The following is a 16320-nucleotide window of genomic DNA, read 5'->3' on the forward strand; positions in this document are numbered from 1 at the left end:
CCCGGGGCCGCGTACAGCGTGCGCGACTGCGGCGCTGCCCCGGTACAGCCCGCAACGCCGAGGACTGTGCGGGAGCACATCCTCCGCCCGCCCGGCGGACGGAGGACGCCCGACGGACTGAGGACGCCCGACGGACTGAGGACGCCCGGGTCAGCCGGCAAGCAGGCGGACCGTCGCACTGAATACGCCCGGGTCAGCCGGCGAGCAGGCGGCGTGCGGCCAGGGCGAGGGAGACCTCGACCGCGTCGGACGGGCGGGTGAGACAGCGGCCGGTCAGCTGCTCGAAGCGGCGCAGCCTGTTCAGGACGGTGTTGCGGTGGCAGTAGAGCCGGGCCCCCGCCCGGGGTGCCGAGCCGTCGCAGTCGAACCACGCCGTGAGCGTCTCGATGAGCACGTCGCGGTCGGCGGGGTCCAGCCGGTCCAGTGGTCCCAGCACCCGGGCGGCGAGCGCCGATCCGAGGCCCGGGGACGAGACGACCAGGGCGGCGGGCAGCTGTTCGTCGAGCAGGACTACCCCGCCGCCGGCCGGGCAGGCCCGCAGCGCGGTCTCGGCGAGGCGCCGGGCGTCCCCGACGGCGGCCAGCCCGTCGACGACGGAGCTGATGCCGACCCGGGCACCCGGCGGCGCGGACAACCCGGCGGCCAGCGAAGCGAGTTCCGATTCCCCGCCCCCGTTCCCGTTCCTGTCCCCGTCCCCGTTCCTGTTCCTGTCCCCGTTTCCGTCCCCGGCGGCCGCATCGGCCGGAGCGTCCGGTTCCGCGGCCCCGGCGAGCGGTGCGGCGGGCTCGGCCGCCCCCGCACCGAAGGTCAGCGGCAGGATGGCGAACTCCGCGTCGGAGCCCGGGTGCCAGAGTGCGTCCGTGCCCGCCGGCAGCGTCATCGGCGCGTGCGCGCCGCCGTGCGGGGCGCGGCGGGCGGTCGCGACCGCGAGCACCACGTAGCGGCCGTGCTCCGGCAGCCCCAGCGCGGCCGCGGCGTCCGGAAGTTCGGCGATCTGGGCCGTGCCGTCCAGCAGCGCCGCCGTCATGAGGCGCTGGCGGTTCTCCCGGCGCCAGGCCAGCCGGCGTTCCGTCTGCCGGTAGGCGTCGGCGACGACGCCGCAGTGCTCGTCCACGAAGTTCCAGACGTCCGCCGCGACATGGACCAGCAGCCGGATGTCGTCGGGGTGGCGGCGAGCGGTCTCGTCCACGAGGCCCTGCCAGACCATCGCCCCGCCCATCCGGAAGGCGTGCAGGACCGCGTCGAGCGGCAGGCCCTGTTCGGCCCGGACCTCGCCGATCCGGCGCGAGGTGCGGTGGGCGGCGTCCCGGAACTCCCGGGGCTGGATCAGCGATCCGACGTTGTGGCGCAGCGAGAGGTGGACCTCCTGCCAGATCTCCGCCGCATCGGCCTCGATCGCCGAGCGGTAGGCGGGTTCCTCCTCCCGCAGCGCCTCGACGAGCCGGTCCGTCAGCTCCGGCAGCGCCGCGATCAGCACCTTGGCGGCCCGGTGCAGTACGGCGACGGCCTCGCGATCGGCCAGCGAACGGAACCGGCGCGGCGTCGGCGCGACGGGCGGCGGCCCGTGCAACGACCTGCCCCGTGAACGTACGACCTGCGGCATGGCGGCCTCCACCGGGATTCGGCCGGCTCCGGAAATCGGCCGGCTCCGGTTCGCCCAGCCCGGCGTTGGGCATGAGCACACCGAATCATCCTGACGCCCGCAGAATGGCATACCGCCCAGTCGGTACCTAGGGGTCTGCGGCGTCCTTCTCATCACGGTCCTGCAACCTCCCGGCTTCGGACACGGCTTCGGGCCCCCGGACAAGGGCCCCGCGCACACTGCCGCGCCGGCAGCCCTCAGCGGTCCAGCAGTCCGGCCAGCTCGGTCCTGGAACGCACCCCGAGCGCGGCGAACACATTGCGCAGATGGTGGTCGACGGTGCGGGTGCTCACCGAGAGCCGCAGCGCCACCTCACGGTTGGTGGCGCCTTCGGCGACGCACCGCGCGATCCGCTGCTGCTGCGGGGTCAGTGCGGCCAGTGGACCGGTGCCGCCCGCAGCGGCCGGCCCCGCCGCTTCCCCGGCGGCCCGGAGCTCGCCGCTCGCCCTGTGGGTCCAGGCGCGGGCCCCGCACCGTTCGAAGGCGACCAGGGCGTCCCGCAGCGGCCCCCTGGCCTCCCGGGTACGGCGGCGGCGGCGCAGCCACTCCCCGTACAGCAGCTGGGTGCGGGCGCGTTCGAAGTCGCCGCCCGCGCGGTCGTGGTGGGCGAGCGCCTCCTCGTACCGTCCGGCCGCCTGTGCCGGGGAAGCCAGCAGGGCCCGGCAGCGGGCCAGTTGGGCGGGCGCCTGCGGGTCGGTGGTGCGGGTGGTCCAGACGGCGAACTCCGCGACGGCGTCGGCGACCGGATCCGCGCCCCTGCCCCGGTCGGCACGCCCGGCCAGGACGGACGCCTCGACGAAGCACGGAACGGCGAGCATCCGGGTGGCGAAGTGCCCGTGCCGGGGCCCCGGCCGCACGAGCGGGTCGAGCCGGGCCGCCGCCTCGCCCGAACGCCCGGCCGCGAGGTCCGCGCGGGCCAGTGCCCAGGTGGCCAGGGTCGCCGCCTGTGCGAGCCCGTGCGGTCCGGCGCCCGCCAGGGCAGCGTCGGCATGGACCGCGCAGTCCTGCGGGCCGCCCTCCACCGAGGCGGTGAGCGCGAGGACGGCGTGCAGGTGGGAGGCCGTGTTGGGCTGCCCGGTACGGCGGGCGGCGCGCAGGCCCGCCAGGGCGTGGGCGCGGGCCCGTGCGTGCCGTCCGGCCCGGAGCTCCGCATAGGCAAGGTGCTCCAGGGCCTGTGGCAGCAGCGCATCGGGGCCGCTCGCGTGTACGGCGCCGAGCGCGCGGGTCCCCGCCCGGCAGGCGGCGTCGACGTCGCCGAGCACCAGCGCCGAGACGCCGCCGCGCAGCAGGGCGGCCGGCTCCTGTGATTCGCCGGCTGCGTCGAGACAGCGGCGCAGCAGGGCGTGCCCCTCGCCGATGCGCCCGCGCAGCACGGCGCACATGCCGTCGCGGTACTGCGCGAGTGCCCGGTCGGGCACGGCGGCCGGGATACGGCTCAGCGCGTCGAGGTACGCGAGGGCGTCCCCCATCGCCCAGGCGGCTTCGGCGGCTCCGAGGAGGGCGTCGACACTGCCGCGGGGGTCGTGCGGGGCGAGGAGTGCGGCGGCGGCGAGGAGGGCCTCGCGGGCGTCCGCGGCCGGCCCGTCGCGCAGGGCGAGCAGCCCGCGGACGCGGTGCGCACCGCCGTGCGAGGGCCGTCCCCCGATCCGGGCCAGCAGCGCACGGGCCCGGCCGGCGTCCCCGGCCAGCCGGGTGTGCTCGGCGGCCGAGGCGAACCGGGCGGCGCGCAGCGCCTCGTCGGCGGTGAGCGCGGCGGCACGGGCGAGCGCGGCCGCCCGCTCGGCGTGCGGCCTCGGCGCCACGGCGGCCGCCTCCAGCGCATCGGCGAGCGGGGCGTCGGGCCCGGGGGCCGCGCACGCCCGCTGGACGAGCGCCGGGAGTACGGGCGCCACCGTCCGCGCGGGGCCGCCCCTCGGAGCCCTGCCGAGGGCGGACGGGCCCGTCGCCAGCAAGGTGGCGAGCAGCCGGTGCACCGCGCGGCGGCGGTGCGCGGGGGCGCGGTGCAGGACCGCGCGGCGCAGCAGCGGGTGGCTGAAGTGGATGCGGGTGCCCGCCTGCTGGAGGGCGCCCGCGGTTCCGGCCGGAGTGCGCAGGGCGAGGTCGGGTGCGGCCGGGCCGAGGCCCGCCGCGGCGGCGGCGTGGAGCACGAGGGCGAGATCGGCGCCGGCGCCCTCCGGCTCGTGCTCCTGCGCCGCGGCCGTGATCAGCAGGAACGTCCGGGTGTCCGGCGGCAGATGGCCCAGGCGTGCGGCGTGCGCGTCCAGGACGTCCTGTCCGCCGGGCAGCGGATGGGGCAGTGCGGTCCGCCCGGTCAGCTGGTCGGGGGTGAGCCGGGCGGCCAGGCCGGCGAGCAGCCGCGGGTTCCCGGCCGCCTCCCGCAGCAGTTCGCCGCGGACCACCGGGTCGGCCGGGTCCGCGGCGCCGGTGGCGTCGGTGATCCGGTCCAGGAGCGCCGCCGCCGCGTCGTCGTCGAGGGGGCCGAGCCGCAGCGCGGGCAGCCCGGCGAAGCTCGTCTCGTCCCCGGCGCCGATCACGACGGCGACACGGCTGCCCGCGCCGAGTCTGCGGGCGGCGAAGACGAGGGCGGCGCGCGAGTCGGGGTCCCAGGCGTGCGCGTCGTCCACACACACCAGCAGCGGCCGGTCCGCGCCGAGTTCCCGCAGCAGGACGAGCAGTTCCGTGGGGGTGATGCCGTCGCGCAGCACCCGGTCCGGCGGCACCGGGAGCGGGCCGGGCGCGGAACAGAGCAGGGCGTGGAGCCCGCTGTACGGCAGTTGCCGCTCGGCGGGGGCGGCGGTGGCGGACAGGACGGGGCCGGTGCGCCGTTCGCGGTGTGCGGCCGCCGCCCTGTCCAGGAGTGCGGTGCGGCCGATGCCGGGCAGCGAGGTCAGGACCAGCGCGCCTCCGTCGCCGCCTCGCAGCCGCGCCAACAGGGTTTCCAGGATGGCGAGTTCACCGCTGCGGCCGTACAGCCGGGGCGGACTGTGCACGGTCGTCGATGGAGTCACGTCCGGCACGTTACTTCTGCGTAAACAACGTCGGAAGAGGTGCGTCCGGCACCGCCCCGCACCCGGCCGGTTGCGGGGCATCCTCCCAGGGCGAGCCGGAGTTGCCTGTGCACGCGCACAACGCCGGACCGGCCGCGCGAGGCACGGCCCCCGCAACGGCGAGGGGCCGCACCGCCGTTCACGGTCCGGCCCCTCCCCTGTGGAGGACTACGAGGTGTGGGGGCAGTTGCCCCGGGACTCGGCGATCGTCAGACTCGCCGCCGGCAGCGGGCAGAGGAACTGCTCGAAGCGGCTGTCATTGTCGATGAAGCGCTTCAGCCACGAGATGCTGTACTTCGCGATCGTGGTGTTGGAGGAGTTCGGGGTGAAGTGCGTGGCCCCGCGCAGCTCCACGTACGCCTTGTCCAGCGTGCTGGGGAGCGACTGGTAGAACGGCTCCGAGTGCGTGGCGACGGGCGCGATGGTGTCGCCGTCCGCGCCGAAGATCAGGGTGGGGGTGCGGACCTCGGGCCAGGTGGTGTCGAGGTTCCAGCCGGTCAGCGGGATCGCCGCCTTCAGCGAGGTGCGGCTCTTGGCGGCCTCCAGGGTGCCGCCGCCGCCCATGGAGTGGCCCATCACGCCGAGCCGGGAGGTGTCGATCCGGGTGCGCACCGAGCTCGACTGCGTCAGATAGTCCAGCGCGGCCAGGAGTTGCCGGCCGCGGCTGTCGGGCTGGTCCAGCGTGGTGTTGGTGTCGATGGTGAAGACGACGAAGCCCTGCGAGGCCAGCCGCGGTCCGAGCCAGGCGATGCTGGACTGGTAGGCGGTGTAGCCGGGCGAGATGGCGACCGCGCCGAACGTGCCGTCGGCCGTGGACGTCGGGTAGTAGATCGTGCCGCCGCCGAAGCCGCTGACGCTCAGCGCGGAGACGCTGGTCTGCGAGACCGCGTACGAGCCGCGGCTCGCCTCGATGCTCGCATTGCTCGGGGCCGGGCCGCGCTCGTAGGGGTTGTCGGCGGCGTGGGCGCCCGGCATCAGTGCGGTGCACAGGCCCGCGGTGGCGACGGCGGCGGCCAGCAGGCCCTTGATGGCGCGGGAGCGGCTCCTGGACATCCGGTGGCGCGGGGAGGTCTCGCCGGAGGGGAGGTGCTGCACGGGGGGGTCCTCTCGGTCGTGGCGGGAGCCACGCCGGGCAGGGGCCCTGGGCCCGTGGTTGCCGGGGCCGCTCGGGGTGCACCGCGTGGAACCGCCGTTGTTCTCTGGCGGTCGCCACTTTCGCGGTGCACCCCGGTGGCGCACATCGGCAACTTCACCGGCCTTCGCGGCCGGTGCTGTCCCGCACGTCCTCAGCGGACCGGGTGGCCGGCCTCCCGGAGGGCGCCCTTGACCTCGGAGATCCGCAGATCGCCGAAGTGGAAGACGGACGCGGCGAGGACCGCGTCGGCCCCCGCGTCGACGGCCGGCGCGAAGTCCGCGAGCCGGCCAGCGCCGCCGGAGGCGATGACGGGAACGGTCACGTGCTTCCGCACGGCCGCGATCATCTCGGTGTCGTAGCCGTCCTTGGTGCCGTCGGCGTCCATCGAGTTGAGCAGGATCTCGCCCGCGCCGAGCTCGGCGGCCCGGTGCGCCCATTCGACGGCGTCGATGCCGGTGCCCTTGCGGCCGCCGTGCGTGGTGACCTCGAAGGTGCCGGCGGGGGTGCGCCGGGCGTCCACGGAGAGCACCAGGACCTGGCGGCCGAAGCGCTCGGCGATCTCCCGGATCAGCTCCGGCCGGGCGATGGCCGCGGTGTTGACGCCGACCTTGTCGGCGCCGGCCCGCAGCAGCTTGTCCACGTCGTCGGGGGTGCGGACGCCGCCGCCGACGGTGAGCGGGATGAAGACCTGCTCGGCGGTGCGGCGCACCACGTCGTAGGTCGTCTCCCGGTTGCCGCTGGAGGCGGTGATGTCGAGGAAGGTCAGCTCGTCGGCGCCCTCGGCGTCGTACAGCTTCGCCATCTCGACGGGGTCACCGGCGTCGCGCAGGTTCTGGAAGTTGACGCCCTTGACGACCCGGCCGTTGTCCACGTCGAGGCAGGGGATGACACGTACCGCGAGGGTCATCGCGCACCTGCCCGGTAGGCCTCGACCTCGACCTCGACGACCAGGCTCGGGTCGACGAAACCGGACACGATGATCATCGTGGCGGCGGGGCGGACGTCGTCGAACAGCTCCTTGTGGGCGCGGCCGACCTCGTCCGTGTCCCGGGCGTGCGTGAGGTACATCCGGGTACGGACGACGTCCTCACGGCTCAGGCCCACCTGCTTCAGCGCCTCGAAGGCGACCTCGAAGGAGGTGACGGCCTGCTCGTAGGGGCTGCCGGCGGAGATCTCCCCGCCCACCACCGACGTACAGCCGGCCACGAGCACCAGCCCGTTGGGGAGCTCGACCGCGCGGGAGTAGCCGAACTTCTCCTCCCAGGGGGCGCCGGAGGAGATGCGGTTGACGGAGTCCGTCATACGGAGACCGCCTCCAGCGCCTCTTCGAGGGTGAAGGCCTTCGCGTACAGCGCCTTGCCGACGATCGCGCCCTCGACGCCCGCCGGGACGAGCGAGGAGATGGCCCGCAGGTCGTCCAGCGAGGAGACGCCGCCGGAGGCGACGACGGGCTTGTCGGTGGCTGCGCAGACGTTCTTCAGGAGCTCCAGGTTGGGGCCCTGGAGGGTGCCGTCCTTGGCGATGTCGGTGACGACGTAGCGGGCGCAGCCCTCGGAGTCGAGGCGGGCGAGCGTCTCGTAGAGGTCGCCGCCGTCGCGGGTCCAGCCGCGGCCGCGCAGCGTGGTGCCGCGGACATCGAGGCCGACCGCGATCTTGTCGCCGTGCTCGGCGATGACCTTGGCGACCCACTCCGGGGTCTCCAGGGCGGCGGTGCCGAGGTTGACGCGGCGGCAGCCGGTGGCGAGGGCGGCGGCGAGCGAGGCGTCGTCGCGGATGCCGCCGGAGAGCTCGACCTTGATGTCCATGGCGCCGGCCACCTCGGCGATGAGCGCCCGGTTGTCGCCGGTGCCGAAGGCGGCGTCCAGGTCGACGAGGTGCAGCCACTCGGCGCCGGCGCGCTGCCAGGCCAGTGCGGCCTCCAGCGGGGAGCCGTAGGAGGTCTCGGAGCCGGACTCGCCGTGCACCAGGCGGACCGCCTGGCCGTCGCGGACGTCTACGGCGGGGAGCAGTTCAAGCTTCGGCATTACAGCGTCTCGATCCAGTTGGTCAGCAGCTGGGCGCCGGCATCGCCGGACTTCTCGGGGTGGAACTGGGTGGCCCACAGCGCGCCGTTCTCCACGGCCGCCACGAACCGTTCGCCGTGCGTGGCCCAGGTGACCTTGGGGGCACGGATCTTGGCGTTGGTGACTTCGAGGGACCAGTCGTGCGCCGCGTAGGAGTGCACGAAGTAGTACCGGGCCTCGGGGTCGAGTCCGGCGAACAGCCGGGAGCCCTCGGGGGACTCGACGGTGTTCCACCCCATGTGCGGGACGACGTCGGCCTTGAGCGGGCCGACGGTGCCGGGCCACTCGTCGAGACCCTCGGTCTCCACGCCGTGCTCGATGCCGCGCTCGAAGAGGATCTGCATGCCGACGCAGATGCCCATGACGGGGCGCCCGCCGGAGAGCCTGCGTCCGATGATCCATTCGCCGCGGGCCTTCTTCAGGCCCTCCATGCAGGCGGAGAACGCGCCGACGCCGGGCACCAGCAGCCCGTCGGCGTTCATCGCCGTGTCGAAGTCACGGGTGATCTCGACGTCGGCTCCGACATGGGCGAGGGCGCGCTCGGCGGACCGGACGTTGCCGAAGCCGTAGTCGAAGACGACGACCTTCTTCTTGGTGTCCATGCTCGCTCCCTCAGTCCCAGAGTCCCTGGATCCGCATGACGCCCGCCACCAGGCACATCACGGATCCGATCCCGAGCAGCACGATGACGCCCTTGGGCATCCCCTGCTTCGAGAAGGAGTAGACGCCGCCGGCCAGGAAGAGGCCGACCAGGATCAGGACGGTGTTGAGGCCGGTCACAGGGCGCCCTTCGTGGAGGGGAGGATGCCGGCCGCACGCGGGTCGTGCTCGCTGGCGTAGCGAAGGGCTCGGGCGAGCGCCTTGAACTGGCACTCCACGATGTGGTGGGCGTTGCGCCCGTACGGGACGTGGACGTGCAGGGCGATCTGTGCCTGGGCGACGAAGGACTCCAGGATGTGCCGGGTCATCGTCGTGTCGTACTCGCCGATCATCGGCGCCATGTTCTCGGGCTCGGTGTGCACGAGGTAGGGGCGGCCGGAGAGGTCGACGGTGACCTGGGCGAGCGACTCGTCCAGCGGGACGGTGCAGTTGCCGAAGCGGTAGATGCCGACCTTGTCACCGAGGGCCTGCTTGAAGGCGGCGCCGAGCGCGAGGGCGGTGTCCTCGATGGTGTGGTGCGAGTCGATGTGCAGGTCACCGTCGGTCTTGACCGTGAGGTCGAACAGTCCGTGGCGGCCGAGCTGGTCGAGCATGTGGTCGTAGAAGCCGACCCCGGTCGCGACATCGACCTTGCCGCTGCCGTCGAGGTTGATCTCGACGAGCACGGAGGTTTCCTTGGTGGTCCGCTCCACTCTTCCTACGCGGGCCTCGCGAGTCATGCGTCGTGCTCCTTCTTCAGTTCGCGTACCGCATCGAGGAACGCGTCGTTCTCTGCCGGGGTCCCTGCGGAGACCCGCAGCCATCCCGGTACGCCGTTGTCCCGTACCAGGACGCCCCGGTCGAGGATGTGCTGCCAGGCGGTGTGGCTGTCGGCGAAGCGGCCGAACTGGACGAAGTTGGCGTCCGAGTCGGTGACGTCGAAGCCGAGAGCGCGCAGCTCGGTGACGATCCGGTCGCGCTCGCTCTTGAGCTGCGCGACATACCCGAGGAGCGTATCGGTGTGCTCCAGGGCGGCGAGCGCGGTGGCCTGGGTGACGGACGACAGGTGGTACGGCAGGCGCACCAGCTGGACCGCGTCGACGACGGCCGGGTCCGCGGCGAGGTAGCCGAGCCGCAGTCCCGCGGCGCCGAACGCCTTCGACATGGTGCGCGACAGCACCAGGTGGGGGCGGCCCTCGATCAGCGGGAGCAGTGAGGCGTGGTGGCTGAACTCGCCGTACGCCTCGTCGACCACGACCATCGACGGCTTGGCGGCCTGCGCGGCGTCGTACAGCGCGAGGACGGTCCCGGCGTCGACGGCGGTGCCGGTGGGGTTGTTGGGCGAGGTGATGAAGACGACATCGGGGCGCTGCTGCGCGATGACCGCGCGGGCGGCGTCGACGTCGATGGTGAAGTCCTCGTTGCGCGGTCCGGAGATCCAGCCGGTGCCGGTGCCGCGGGCGATGAGGGCGTGCATCGAGTACGAGGGCTCGAAGCCGATCGCCGTACGGCCGGGGCCGCCGAAGGTCTGCAGCAGCTGCTGGAGCACCTCGTTGGAGCCGTTGGCCGCCCATACGTGGGCGCGCGTGACCTCGTGCCCGGCGGTGCGGGTGAGGTAGCGGGCGAGCTCGGTGCGCAGCTCGACGGCGTCGCGGTCGGGGTAGCGGTTGAGGTCGCGGGCGGCCTCGCGGACCCGTTCGGCGATCCGGTCGACGAGGGCGTCGGGGAGCGGGTACGGGTTCTCGTTGGTGTTGAGGCGGACGGGTACGTCGAGCTGGGGGGCGCCGTACGGGGACTGGCCGCGCAGTTCGTCACGGACGGGGAGGTCGTCGATGCGGGTGGTCCCGCGAGGGGTGTCGCTGTTCGTCACTGCTGCGGAACCTTCCACCCGAACCTGGCCTTGAGCGCGGCGCCGTGGGCGGGGAGGTCCTCCGCCTCGGCGAGGGTCACCACGTGGTGGGTGACCTCGGCGAGCGCGTCGCGCGTGTAGTCGACGATGTGGATGCCGCGCAGGAAGGACTGCACGGACAGGCCCGAGGAGTGGCAGGCGCAGCCGCCGGTGGGCAGAACGTGGTTGGAGCCGGCGCAGTAGTCGCCGAGCGAGACGGGCGACCAGGGGCCGACGAAGATCGCTCCGGCGTTGCGGACGCGGCCGGCGACGGCGGCGGCGTCGGCGGTCTGGATCTCCAGGTGCTCGGCGGCGTACGCGTCGACGACCTTGAGCCCGTCCTCCAGGTCGTTGACCAGGACGATCGCGGACTGGCGGCCGGCCAGCGCGGGTTCGATCCGGTCGGTGACGTGCTTGGTCGCGGCGACCTGCGGCGTCAGCTCGGCCTCGGTGGCGGCGGCGAGCTCCTCGGAGTCCGTCACCAGGACCGCGGCGGCCATCGGGTCGTGCTCGGCCTGGCTGATCAGGTCGGCGGCGACGTGCACCGGGTCGGCGGTGGCGTCGGCGAGGATCGCGATCTCGGTGGGGCCGGCCTCGGCGTCGATGCCGATGCGGCCCTTGAGGAGGCGCTTGGCGGCGGCGACGTAGATGTTGCCGGGGCCGGTGACCAGGTTCACGGGCGGGCAGTCCTCGGTGCCGTACGCGAACATCGCGATGGCCTGGGAGCCGCCGGCGGCGTACACCTCGTCCACCCCCAGCAGGGCGCAGGCGGCCAGGATCGTGGGGTGCGGCAGTCCGTCGAACTCCTGCTGCGGCGGGGACGCGACGGCGATGCCCTCGACGCCCGCCTCCTGGGCGGGGACCACGTTCATCACGACGGACGACGGGTAGACCGAACGCCCGCCCGGCACGTACAGCCCGACGCGCTCGACCGGCACCCACTTCTCGGTGACGGTGCCGCCGGGGACGACCTGGGTGGTGTGCGTGGTGCGGCGCTGCTCGCGGTGGACGAGCCGGGCGCGGCGGATCGACTCCTCCAGGGCGGCGCGGACGGCGGGGTCGAGCGTTTCCAGTGCGCCGGTGATGGCGTCGGCCGGGACGCGGATCGAGTCGAGCCGCACCCCGTCGAGTTTCTCCCCCCAGTCGATCACTGCCGCCGAGCCACGATGGCGTACGTCCTCGCAGATGGGCCGCACCGTCTCCAGGGCGGCTTCCACGTCGAACTCGGCACGGGGCAGCAGGTCGCGCAGGGCGCCGCCCTCGGGGAGGGCATCGCCGCGCAGATCGATTCGAGAGATCACACCGCAATTCTCTCAGACCGCCTTCGGCGCCCGGACGCCCGTATCACTGGCTGATACATGCCCTCACTGTCACGGCTGACTATTAGCGTTCACCTGGTCACTCAGAGGGAATAACGGGATTACGGCCTGACGCGCGGCAGAGAGCGGATCAGCACGTCGCAGGGCGTCGGCGATCGGCTCGCTCTCGCGCACCAGACCATTGCGGCTCCGAGCGGAAGGGGCTTCGGTGACCGAACCGCACGACGGGGATCTTCCGGACGGCCTCAGCCCAGCCGAGCTGGGCATGTGGCAGTCCTTCAGAAATGGGACCACCTACGACCTGCGCGCCCGCGACGGGGCGCACGACGATCCGTTCGCCCCGCACCCCTGGGGCCCCGAGCGCAGTGTGGAGGCCCGGGTCGTCGCCCGGCTGCTGCTCAGCGGTCCGCGGGCCCGGCCGGGCCGGGTGGCGGCGCTGAAGCTCCGGGGCATCCGGATCACCGGGAAGCTGGACCTGGCGGGCGGGCGCGTCGACCCGTACGTGGAGCTGACCGGCTGCCGCTTCGACGAGGAGGTGGTGCTCCCGGAGTGCCACTTCACGACGTTGCGGATGGTGGGGTGCGCGATGCCCCGGCTGGAGGCGGCCCGGCTGCGCACCGAGGGCGATCTGCATCTGCCGCGCTGCAGGGTCGAGCGCGGGATCCGGCTCACGGACGCGCAGATCGGTACGGATCTGCTGATCAACCAGATCGACATCGGCCCCGACCGGCAGGGGCGTGCGCTGACCGGTGACGGGCTCACGGTCGCCCAGGACCTCCAGGCCGAGATGATCGAGGCGCTCGGCGAGCTGAGTCTGCGCGGGGCGAAGGTGGGCGGTTCGCTGAGTCTGCGCGGCAGCCGGCTGCGCGGCGCACAGGGACGCCGTGCGCTGAACGCCCCGCAGCTGAGCGTGGAGCGGACGCTGTACATGAGCGAGGCGTGGGTCAGCGTGGACACGGGGAATCAGGGCACCACTCCCCCGTACGGCATCGTCACGTCCCCGACGCCGGCCCACGGCACCCGCGCGCAGGTCTTCCGCTGCCGGGGCGGGGTGCGGCTGGACGACGGCCGGTTCGGTGACGCGGTCGACCTGCACAAGGCGGTCTTCGTGCTGGCCGCCCACGAGGAGCTGTCGCTGCGCCGGATCGTCGCCCCCGAGCTGCGGTTCAACCCGGAGCGTCCGGCCCGGGGCCGGGTCGTGCTCAACGGCGCGAAGGTCGTCACGCTGATCGACGTGTCGACGAGCTGGCCTGGTCCGGGCGGTCTGGCGATGGGCGGGTTCGTGTACGAGAACCTCGTCCCGTACGGGCACTTCCCGCTCTCACGGCGGCTGGAGTGGGTGTCGGCGGCGACCCCCGAGTACGTGCCGGAGCCGTACGAACGACTGGCCGCCGTGCTCCGCAACAGCGGGGAGGACGCGGACGCCCGCGAGGTGCTGCTCGCCAAGCAGCGGCGGCGGCGCGAGACGCTGCCGCCCGCCGCGAAGCTCTGGGGCTTCCTCCAGGACTGGACGGTGGCGTACGGCTACCGGCCGGGGCGGGCCGCGGTGTGGATGGCGGTGCTGTGGGCGGCGGGGACGCTGGCCTTCTCACGGTACGAACCGGCCGCGATCAAGGCGGACGAGCATCCGGAGTGGAACGCGGCGCTCTACGCCCTGGATCTGCTGGTGCCGGTGATCAATCTCGGCCAGGACGGGTACTGGCGCATGGAGGGCGGCTGGCAGTGGGCCGCTGCCGTGCTGGTCCTGCTGGGATGGATACTGGCCACCACCGTCGCGGCCGGCGCCTCACGGCTGCTGCGCCGCGGCTGACCGCGACCGGTCCGGCAGCGGGCCGCCGAGCACGGCGGCCCCTTCTCCCGCCGGGCCGGGCTCGTCCGGACAGCCGCACACCGGCGCCGGACACACCACCGGCCTTCTATCCCGGGAACGACAGGAACAAGCCAGTTTCCCCGATTTCCTTTACTCTTTCTTGGCCATGGCCAGGGCAACCCATCCACTCGGCACCAAAGCTTCACAGCGTCCCTCTGGCGCCGCCCCCACCAGCGCTTTTCAATGGTCTGCACCATGCCTTTCCTCCGCGCTCTGCTCCGTACCGCGCGCATGATCCGGCACACCCCGGAGCTGTCCACCGGGTTGCCCGTCGACCATGCCGTGATGCTCGACGCCCCGGACGACCGGCTCTCGCCCGCGCTGGTGGCCGCCGCCCTCGGGGAGTACGAACCGGCCGCGAAACTCCTGGCCACCACCCGGGACGCCGCCGAGTGGGAGAGCCGGGACCGTTATCTGAACCGGCTCGTCGCCTTCGCCCGCAACCGGGACGGCTGGCTCCGCGACTGGCTGGCCGCCGCCCCGCACGACCCCGACGCCCTGCTCGTCAAGGCTCAGCTCGCCGTCGAGCGGGCCTGGGAGTCGCCCGCCCGCGCGGAGCAGCTGCGCGAGGTGGGGCCGATGATCACGGCGGCGGCCCAGGGTGATCCGCGCGATCCGGTGCCCTGGCGCCTCGCGCTGGACCACGCCCGCGGCACCCATGCCACGCACACCACGTTCGAGACGCTGTGGGAGCAGGCCATACAGCGCTCCACACACCACTACGGCTGCCATGTCGCGGCCCTGCAGTACCTCTCCGCCGCCTGGTACGGCTCGCACCGCGAGTGCTTCGACTTCGCCGAGCGGGCCGCCGAGGACTCGCTGCCCAGCTCCCTGGTGCAGGCGCTGCCGCTGCGGGCCGCCTTCGCCGTGCTGGCCGAGGGGCCCGGCACCCGGTTCACCTCCGTACAGGAGCAGCGGATAGACACCGCGGCCGATCTGGCCATCTCGTTGTCCGCCACCTTCGAGCCCGGCGACCCGTGGCCGGCCGAGGTGCGCAATCTGCTCGCGTACGTGCTGGTGGTACGGGGCCGCTGGGCCGATGCGCTGGAACAGTTCCGGCAGATCGGACCCCATGCGGCCTCGTTCCCTTGGGCCTCGGTGTCCGACGATCCGCTCGGCCGGTTCCTCGACGCACGGGACAGCGCGCGGCTCCGGGTGGCCTCCCGGACGCCCTTGCGCCACCGGGCCGACCGGGAGCGGGCCCGCGGCCATTACGCTTGACCGTTGTGACCACCGCTCGCCTGCCCCTGTTCCCGCTGAACGCGGTGCTGTTCCCCGGCCTCGTGCTGCCGCTCAACGTCTTCGAGGAGCGTTATCGCGCCATGATGCGCGAGCTGCTGAAGACCGATGAGGACGAACCGCGCCGCTTCGCCGTGGTCGCCATCCGCGACGGCCGTGAGACCGCGCCCACGGCCGCCGGAATGCCGGAGGCCGTCAGCACTCCCGTGGAGCGCGGCCCGGCTGACGGTTTCGGCCCGGACCCGGTCCAGACGTTCCACCGGGTGGGCTGCATCGCCGACGCGGCGAAGATCAGGGAGCGCTCGGACGGCAGCTTCGAGGTCCTGGCCACCGGCACCATCCGGGTCAGGCTCCTCTCCGTGGACGCGAGCGGCCCGTATCTCACGGGCGAGTTCGAGGAACTGGAGGAGGACCCGGGCGACGAGGCCGGTGCGCTGGCCGAAGGCGTCCTGCGGGCCTTCCGCAGCTACCAGAAGCGCCTGGCGGGTGCGAGCGAACGCTCCCTGACCACGGGCGCGGACCTGCCCGACGATCCGTCCGTCGTCTCGTACCTGGTCGCGGCGGCCGCCGTACTGGACGTTCCCGCCAAGCAGCGCCTGCTCCAGGCCCCGGACACCGCGACCCGTCTCCGCGAGGAGCTGACGATCCTGCGCTCGGAGACCGCCGTCATCCGGCACCTGCCGTCGCTGCCCGCCGTGGAACTGACCCGCGCCCCGACCCACCCCAACTGAGCGACCGGAGGGCCACTCACCCGTGGCGAAGAAGGCGAAGAAGCAGAACCAGTCAGGCGGCACCCCCGCCACGGTCGCGCTGACCGCGGCCGGCACGGCGTTCACGGTGCACGCGTACGAGCACGATCCCGCGTCGGCCTCCTACGGCGAGGAGGCGGCCGAGGCCCTCGGGGTCTCCCCCGACCGGGTGTTCAAGACCCTGGTGGCGGACGTCGACGGCCGTCTGACAGTCGCGGTCGTCCCCGTGGCGGGCTCCCTGGATCTGAAGGCCCTGGCCTCGGCGGCCGGCGGCAAGCGGGCCACCATGGCGGACCCGGCGGCGGCGGAACGCACCACCGGCTATGTCCTGGGCGGCATCTCCCCCCTGGGCCAGCGCAAGCGCCTGCCCACGGTGCTGGACGCGTCGGCGCAGTCCCACGAAACAATCTGCGTATCAGCGGGCCGCCGCGGCCTGGAGGTCGAACTGTCCCCCACGGACCTGGCATCCCTGACCGCCGCGGTATTCGCGAACATCGGCCGGCTCTAGCCCCCGGCCCTCAAGCCCTGACCCACCGGCCACCCCAGCCCACCCGGCGCGGCCGACCGCCCATCCCAGCCATCCCAACCCGCCCGGCGTCGCCAGCCGCCCATCCCCGTCCGGCGTCGCCAGCTGCCCACGCCGGCCCGCCGGCCATCTCAGCAAACCCCGGCCACCCCAGCCCACCGGCGGGGCCGACCGCCCATCCCCAGCCATCCCAACCCGCCCGG

Annotated in this window: 15 protein-coding genes; 4 read left to right on the forward strand and 11 right to left on the reverse strand. The window is 73.5% G+C overall.

The features are described 5' to 3' along the window. Positions 1-193: 193 nt before the first annotated feature. From OG782_RS09075 to hisD, 11 genes are all read right to left on the reverse strand, one after another. Positions 194-1603, reverse strand: coding sequence for a helix-turn-helix domain-containing protein (locus tag OG782_RS09075; protein WP_406449113.1), 1410 nt, complete (start codon positions 1601-1603; stop codon positions 194-196). Between the two features lie 236 nt (positions 1604-1839). Next, positions 1840-4650 carry an AAA family ATPase gene (locus OG782_RS09080; RefSeq protein ID WP_406449115.1) on the reverse strand — a complete coding sequence of 937 codons (2811 nt, stop codon included), beginning with the start codon at positions 4648-4650 and terminating at the stop codon, positions 1840-1842. Positions 4651-4857: 207 nt separating this feature from the next. Continuing rightward, on the reverse strand, positions 4858-5742 hold the full coding sequence (locus tag OG782_RS09085) for an alpha/beta hydrolase family protein (protein WP_406458945.1): 885 nt from the start codon (positions 5740-5742) through the stop codon (positions 4858-4860). Between the two features lie 233 nt (positions 5743-5975). Then, positions 5976-6731: an imidazole glycerol phosphate synthase subunit HisF gene (gene hisF / locus OG782_RS09090; RefSeq protein WP_406449117.1), complete on the reverse strand. Its 756-nt coding sequence runs from the start codon at positions 6729-6731 to the stop codon at positions 5976-5978. After that, positions 6728-7126 carry a RidA family protein gene (locus OG782_RS09095; protein WP_406449119.1) on the reverse strand — a complete coding sequence of 133 codons (399 nt, stop codon included), beginning with the start codon at positions 7124-7126 and terminating at the stop codon, positions 6728-6730. The genes hisF and OG782_RS09095 overlap by 4 nt, the downstream gene beginning before the upstream one ends. Further along, positions 7123-7848, reverse strand: a complete 726-nt coding sequence (priA, locus tag OG782_RS09100) for a bifunctional 1-(5-phosphoribosyl)-5-((5-phosphoribosylamino)methylideneamino)imidazole-4-carboxamide isomerase/phosphoribosylanthranilate isomerase PriA (RefSeq protein ID WP_406449121.1) — start codon at positions 7846-7848, stop codon at positions 7123-7125. Before priA ends, OG782_RS09095 begins: the two co-directional genes overlap by 4 nt. Beyond that, on the reverse strand, positions 7848-8489 hold the full coding sequence (gene hisH / locus OG782_RS09105) for an imidazole glycerol phosphate synthase subunit HisH (protein ID WP_406449123.1): 642 nt from the start codon (positions 8487-8489) through the stop codon (positions 7848-7850). Before hisH ends, priA begins: the two co-directional genes overlap by 1 nt. A 10-nt stretch (positions 8490-8499) precedes the next feature. After that, positions 8500-8667: a hypothetical protein gene (locus tag OG782_RS09110; RefSeq protein WP_167523357.1), complete on the reverse strand. Its 168-nt coding sequence runs from the start codon at positions 8665-8667 to the stop codon at positions 8500-8502. Next, positions 8664-9266 (reverse strand): imidazoleglycerol-phosphate dehydratase HisB, encoded by a 603-nt coding sequence (hisB, locus tag OG782_RS09115; protein WP_219570702.1) that lies wholly within the window; start codon positions 9264-9266, stop codon positions 8664-8666. The genes OG782_RS09110 and hisB overlap by 4 nt, the downstream gene beginning before the upstream one ends. Beyond that, positions 9263-10396 carry a histidinol-phosphate transaminase gene (locus tag OG782_RS09120; protein ID WP_406449126.1) on the reverse strand — a complete coding sequence of 378 codons (1134 nt, stop codon included), beginning with the start codon at positions 10394-10396 and terminating at the stop codon, positions 9263-9265. Before OG782_RS09120 ends, hisB begins: the two co-directional genes overlap by 4 nt. Continuing rightward, positions 10393-11715 carry a histidinol dehydrogenase gene (gene hisD, locus OG782_RS09125; protein ID WP_406449128.1) on the reverse strand — a complete coding sequence of 441 codons (1323 nt, stop codon included), beginning with the start codon at positions 11713-11715 and terminating at the stop codon, positions 10393-10395. Before hisD ends, OG782_RS09120 begins: the two co-directional genes overlap by 4 nt. 226 nt (positions 11716-11941) lie before the next feature. Here hisD and OG782_RS09130 point away from each other — a divergent pair, with 226 nt between their 5' ends. From OG782_RS09130 to ybaK, 4 genes are all read left to right on the forward strand, one after another. Beyond that, positions 11942-13543, forward strand: a complete 1602-nt coding sequence (locus OG782_RS09130; protein ID WP_406449130.1) for an oxidoreductase — start codon at positions 11942-11944, stop codon at positions 13541-13543. A gap of 243 nt (positions 13544-13786) precedes the next feature. Beyond that, entirely contained in the window at positions 13787-14824 is a 1038-nt protein-coding gene (locus OG782_RS09135) for a hypothetical protein (RefSeq protein ID WP_406449132.1), read from the forward strand. Positions 14825-14829: 5 nt separating this feature from the next. Continuing rightward, positions 14830-15573, forward strand: a complete 744-nt coding sequence (locus OG782_RS09140; RefSeq protein WP_406449134.1) for an LON peptidase substrate-binding domain-containing protein — start codon at positions 14830-14832, stop codon at positions 15571-15573. A 22-nt stretch (positions 15574-15595) separates the two neighbouring features. Beyond that, the gene (gene ybaK, locus OG782_RS09145; protein ID WP_406449136.1) at positions 15596-16099 is read left to right on the forward strand and encodes a Cys-tRNA(Pro) deacylase; all 504 of its coding nucleotides are present in this window, start codon (positions 15596-15598) and stop codon (positions 16097-16099) included. Positions 16100-16320: the final 221 nt, after the last annotated feature.

Source organism: Streptomyces sp. NBC_00876, assembly GCF_045207435.1.
Taxonomy (GTDB): domain Bacteria; phylum Actinomycetota; class Actinomycetes; order Streptomycetales; family Streptomycetaceae; genus Streptomyces.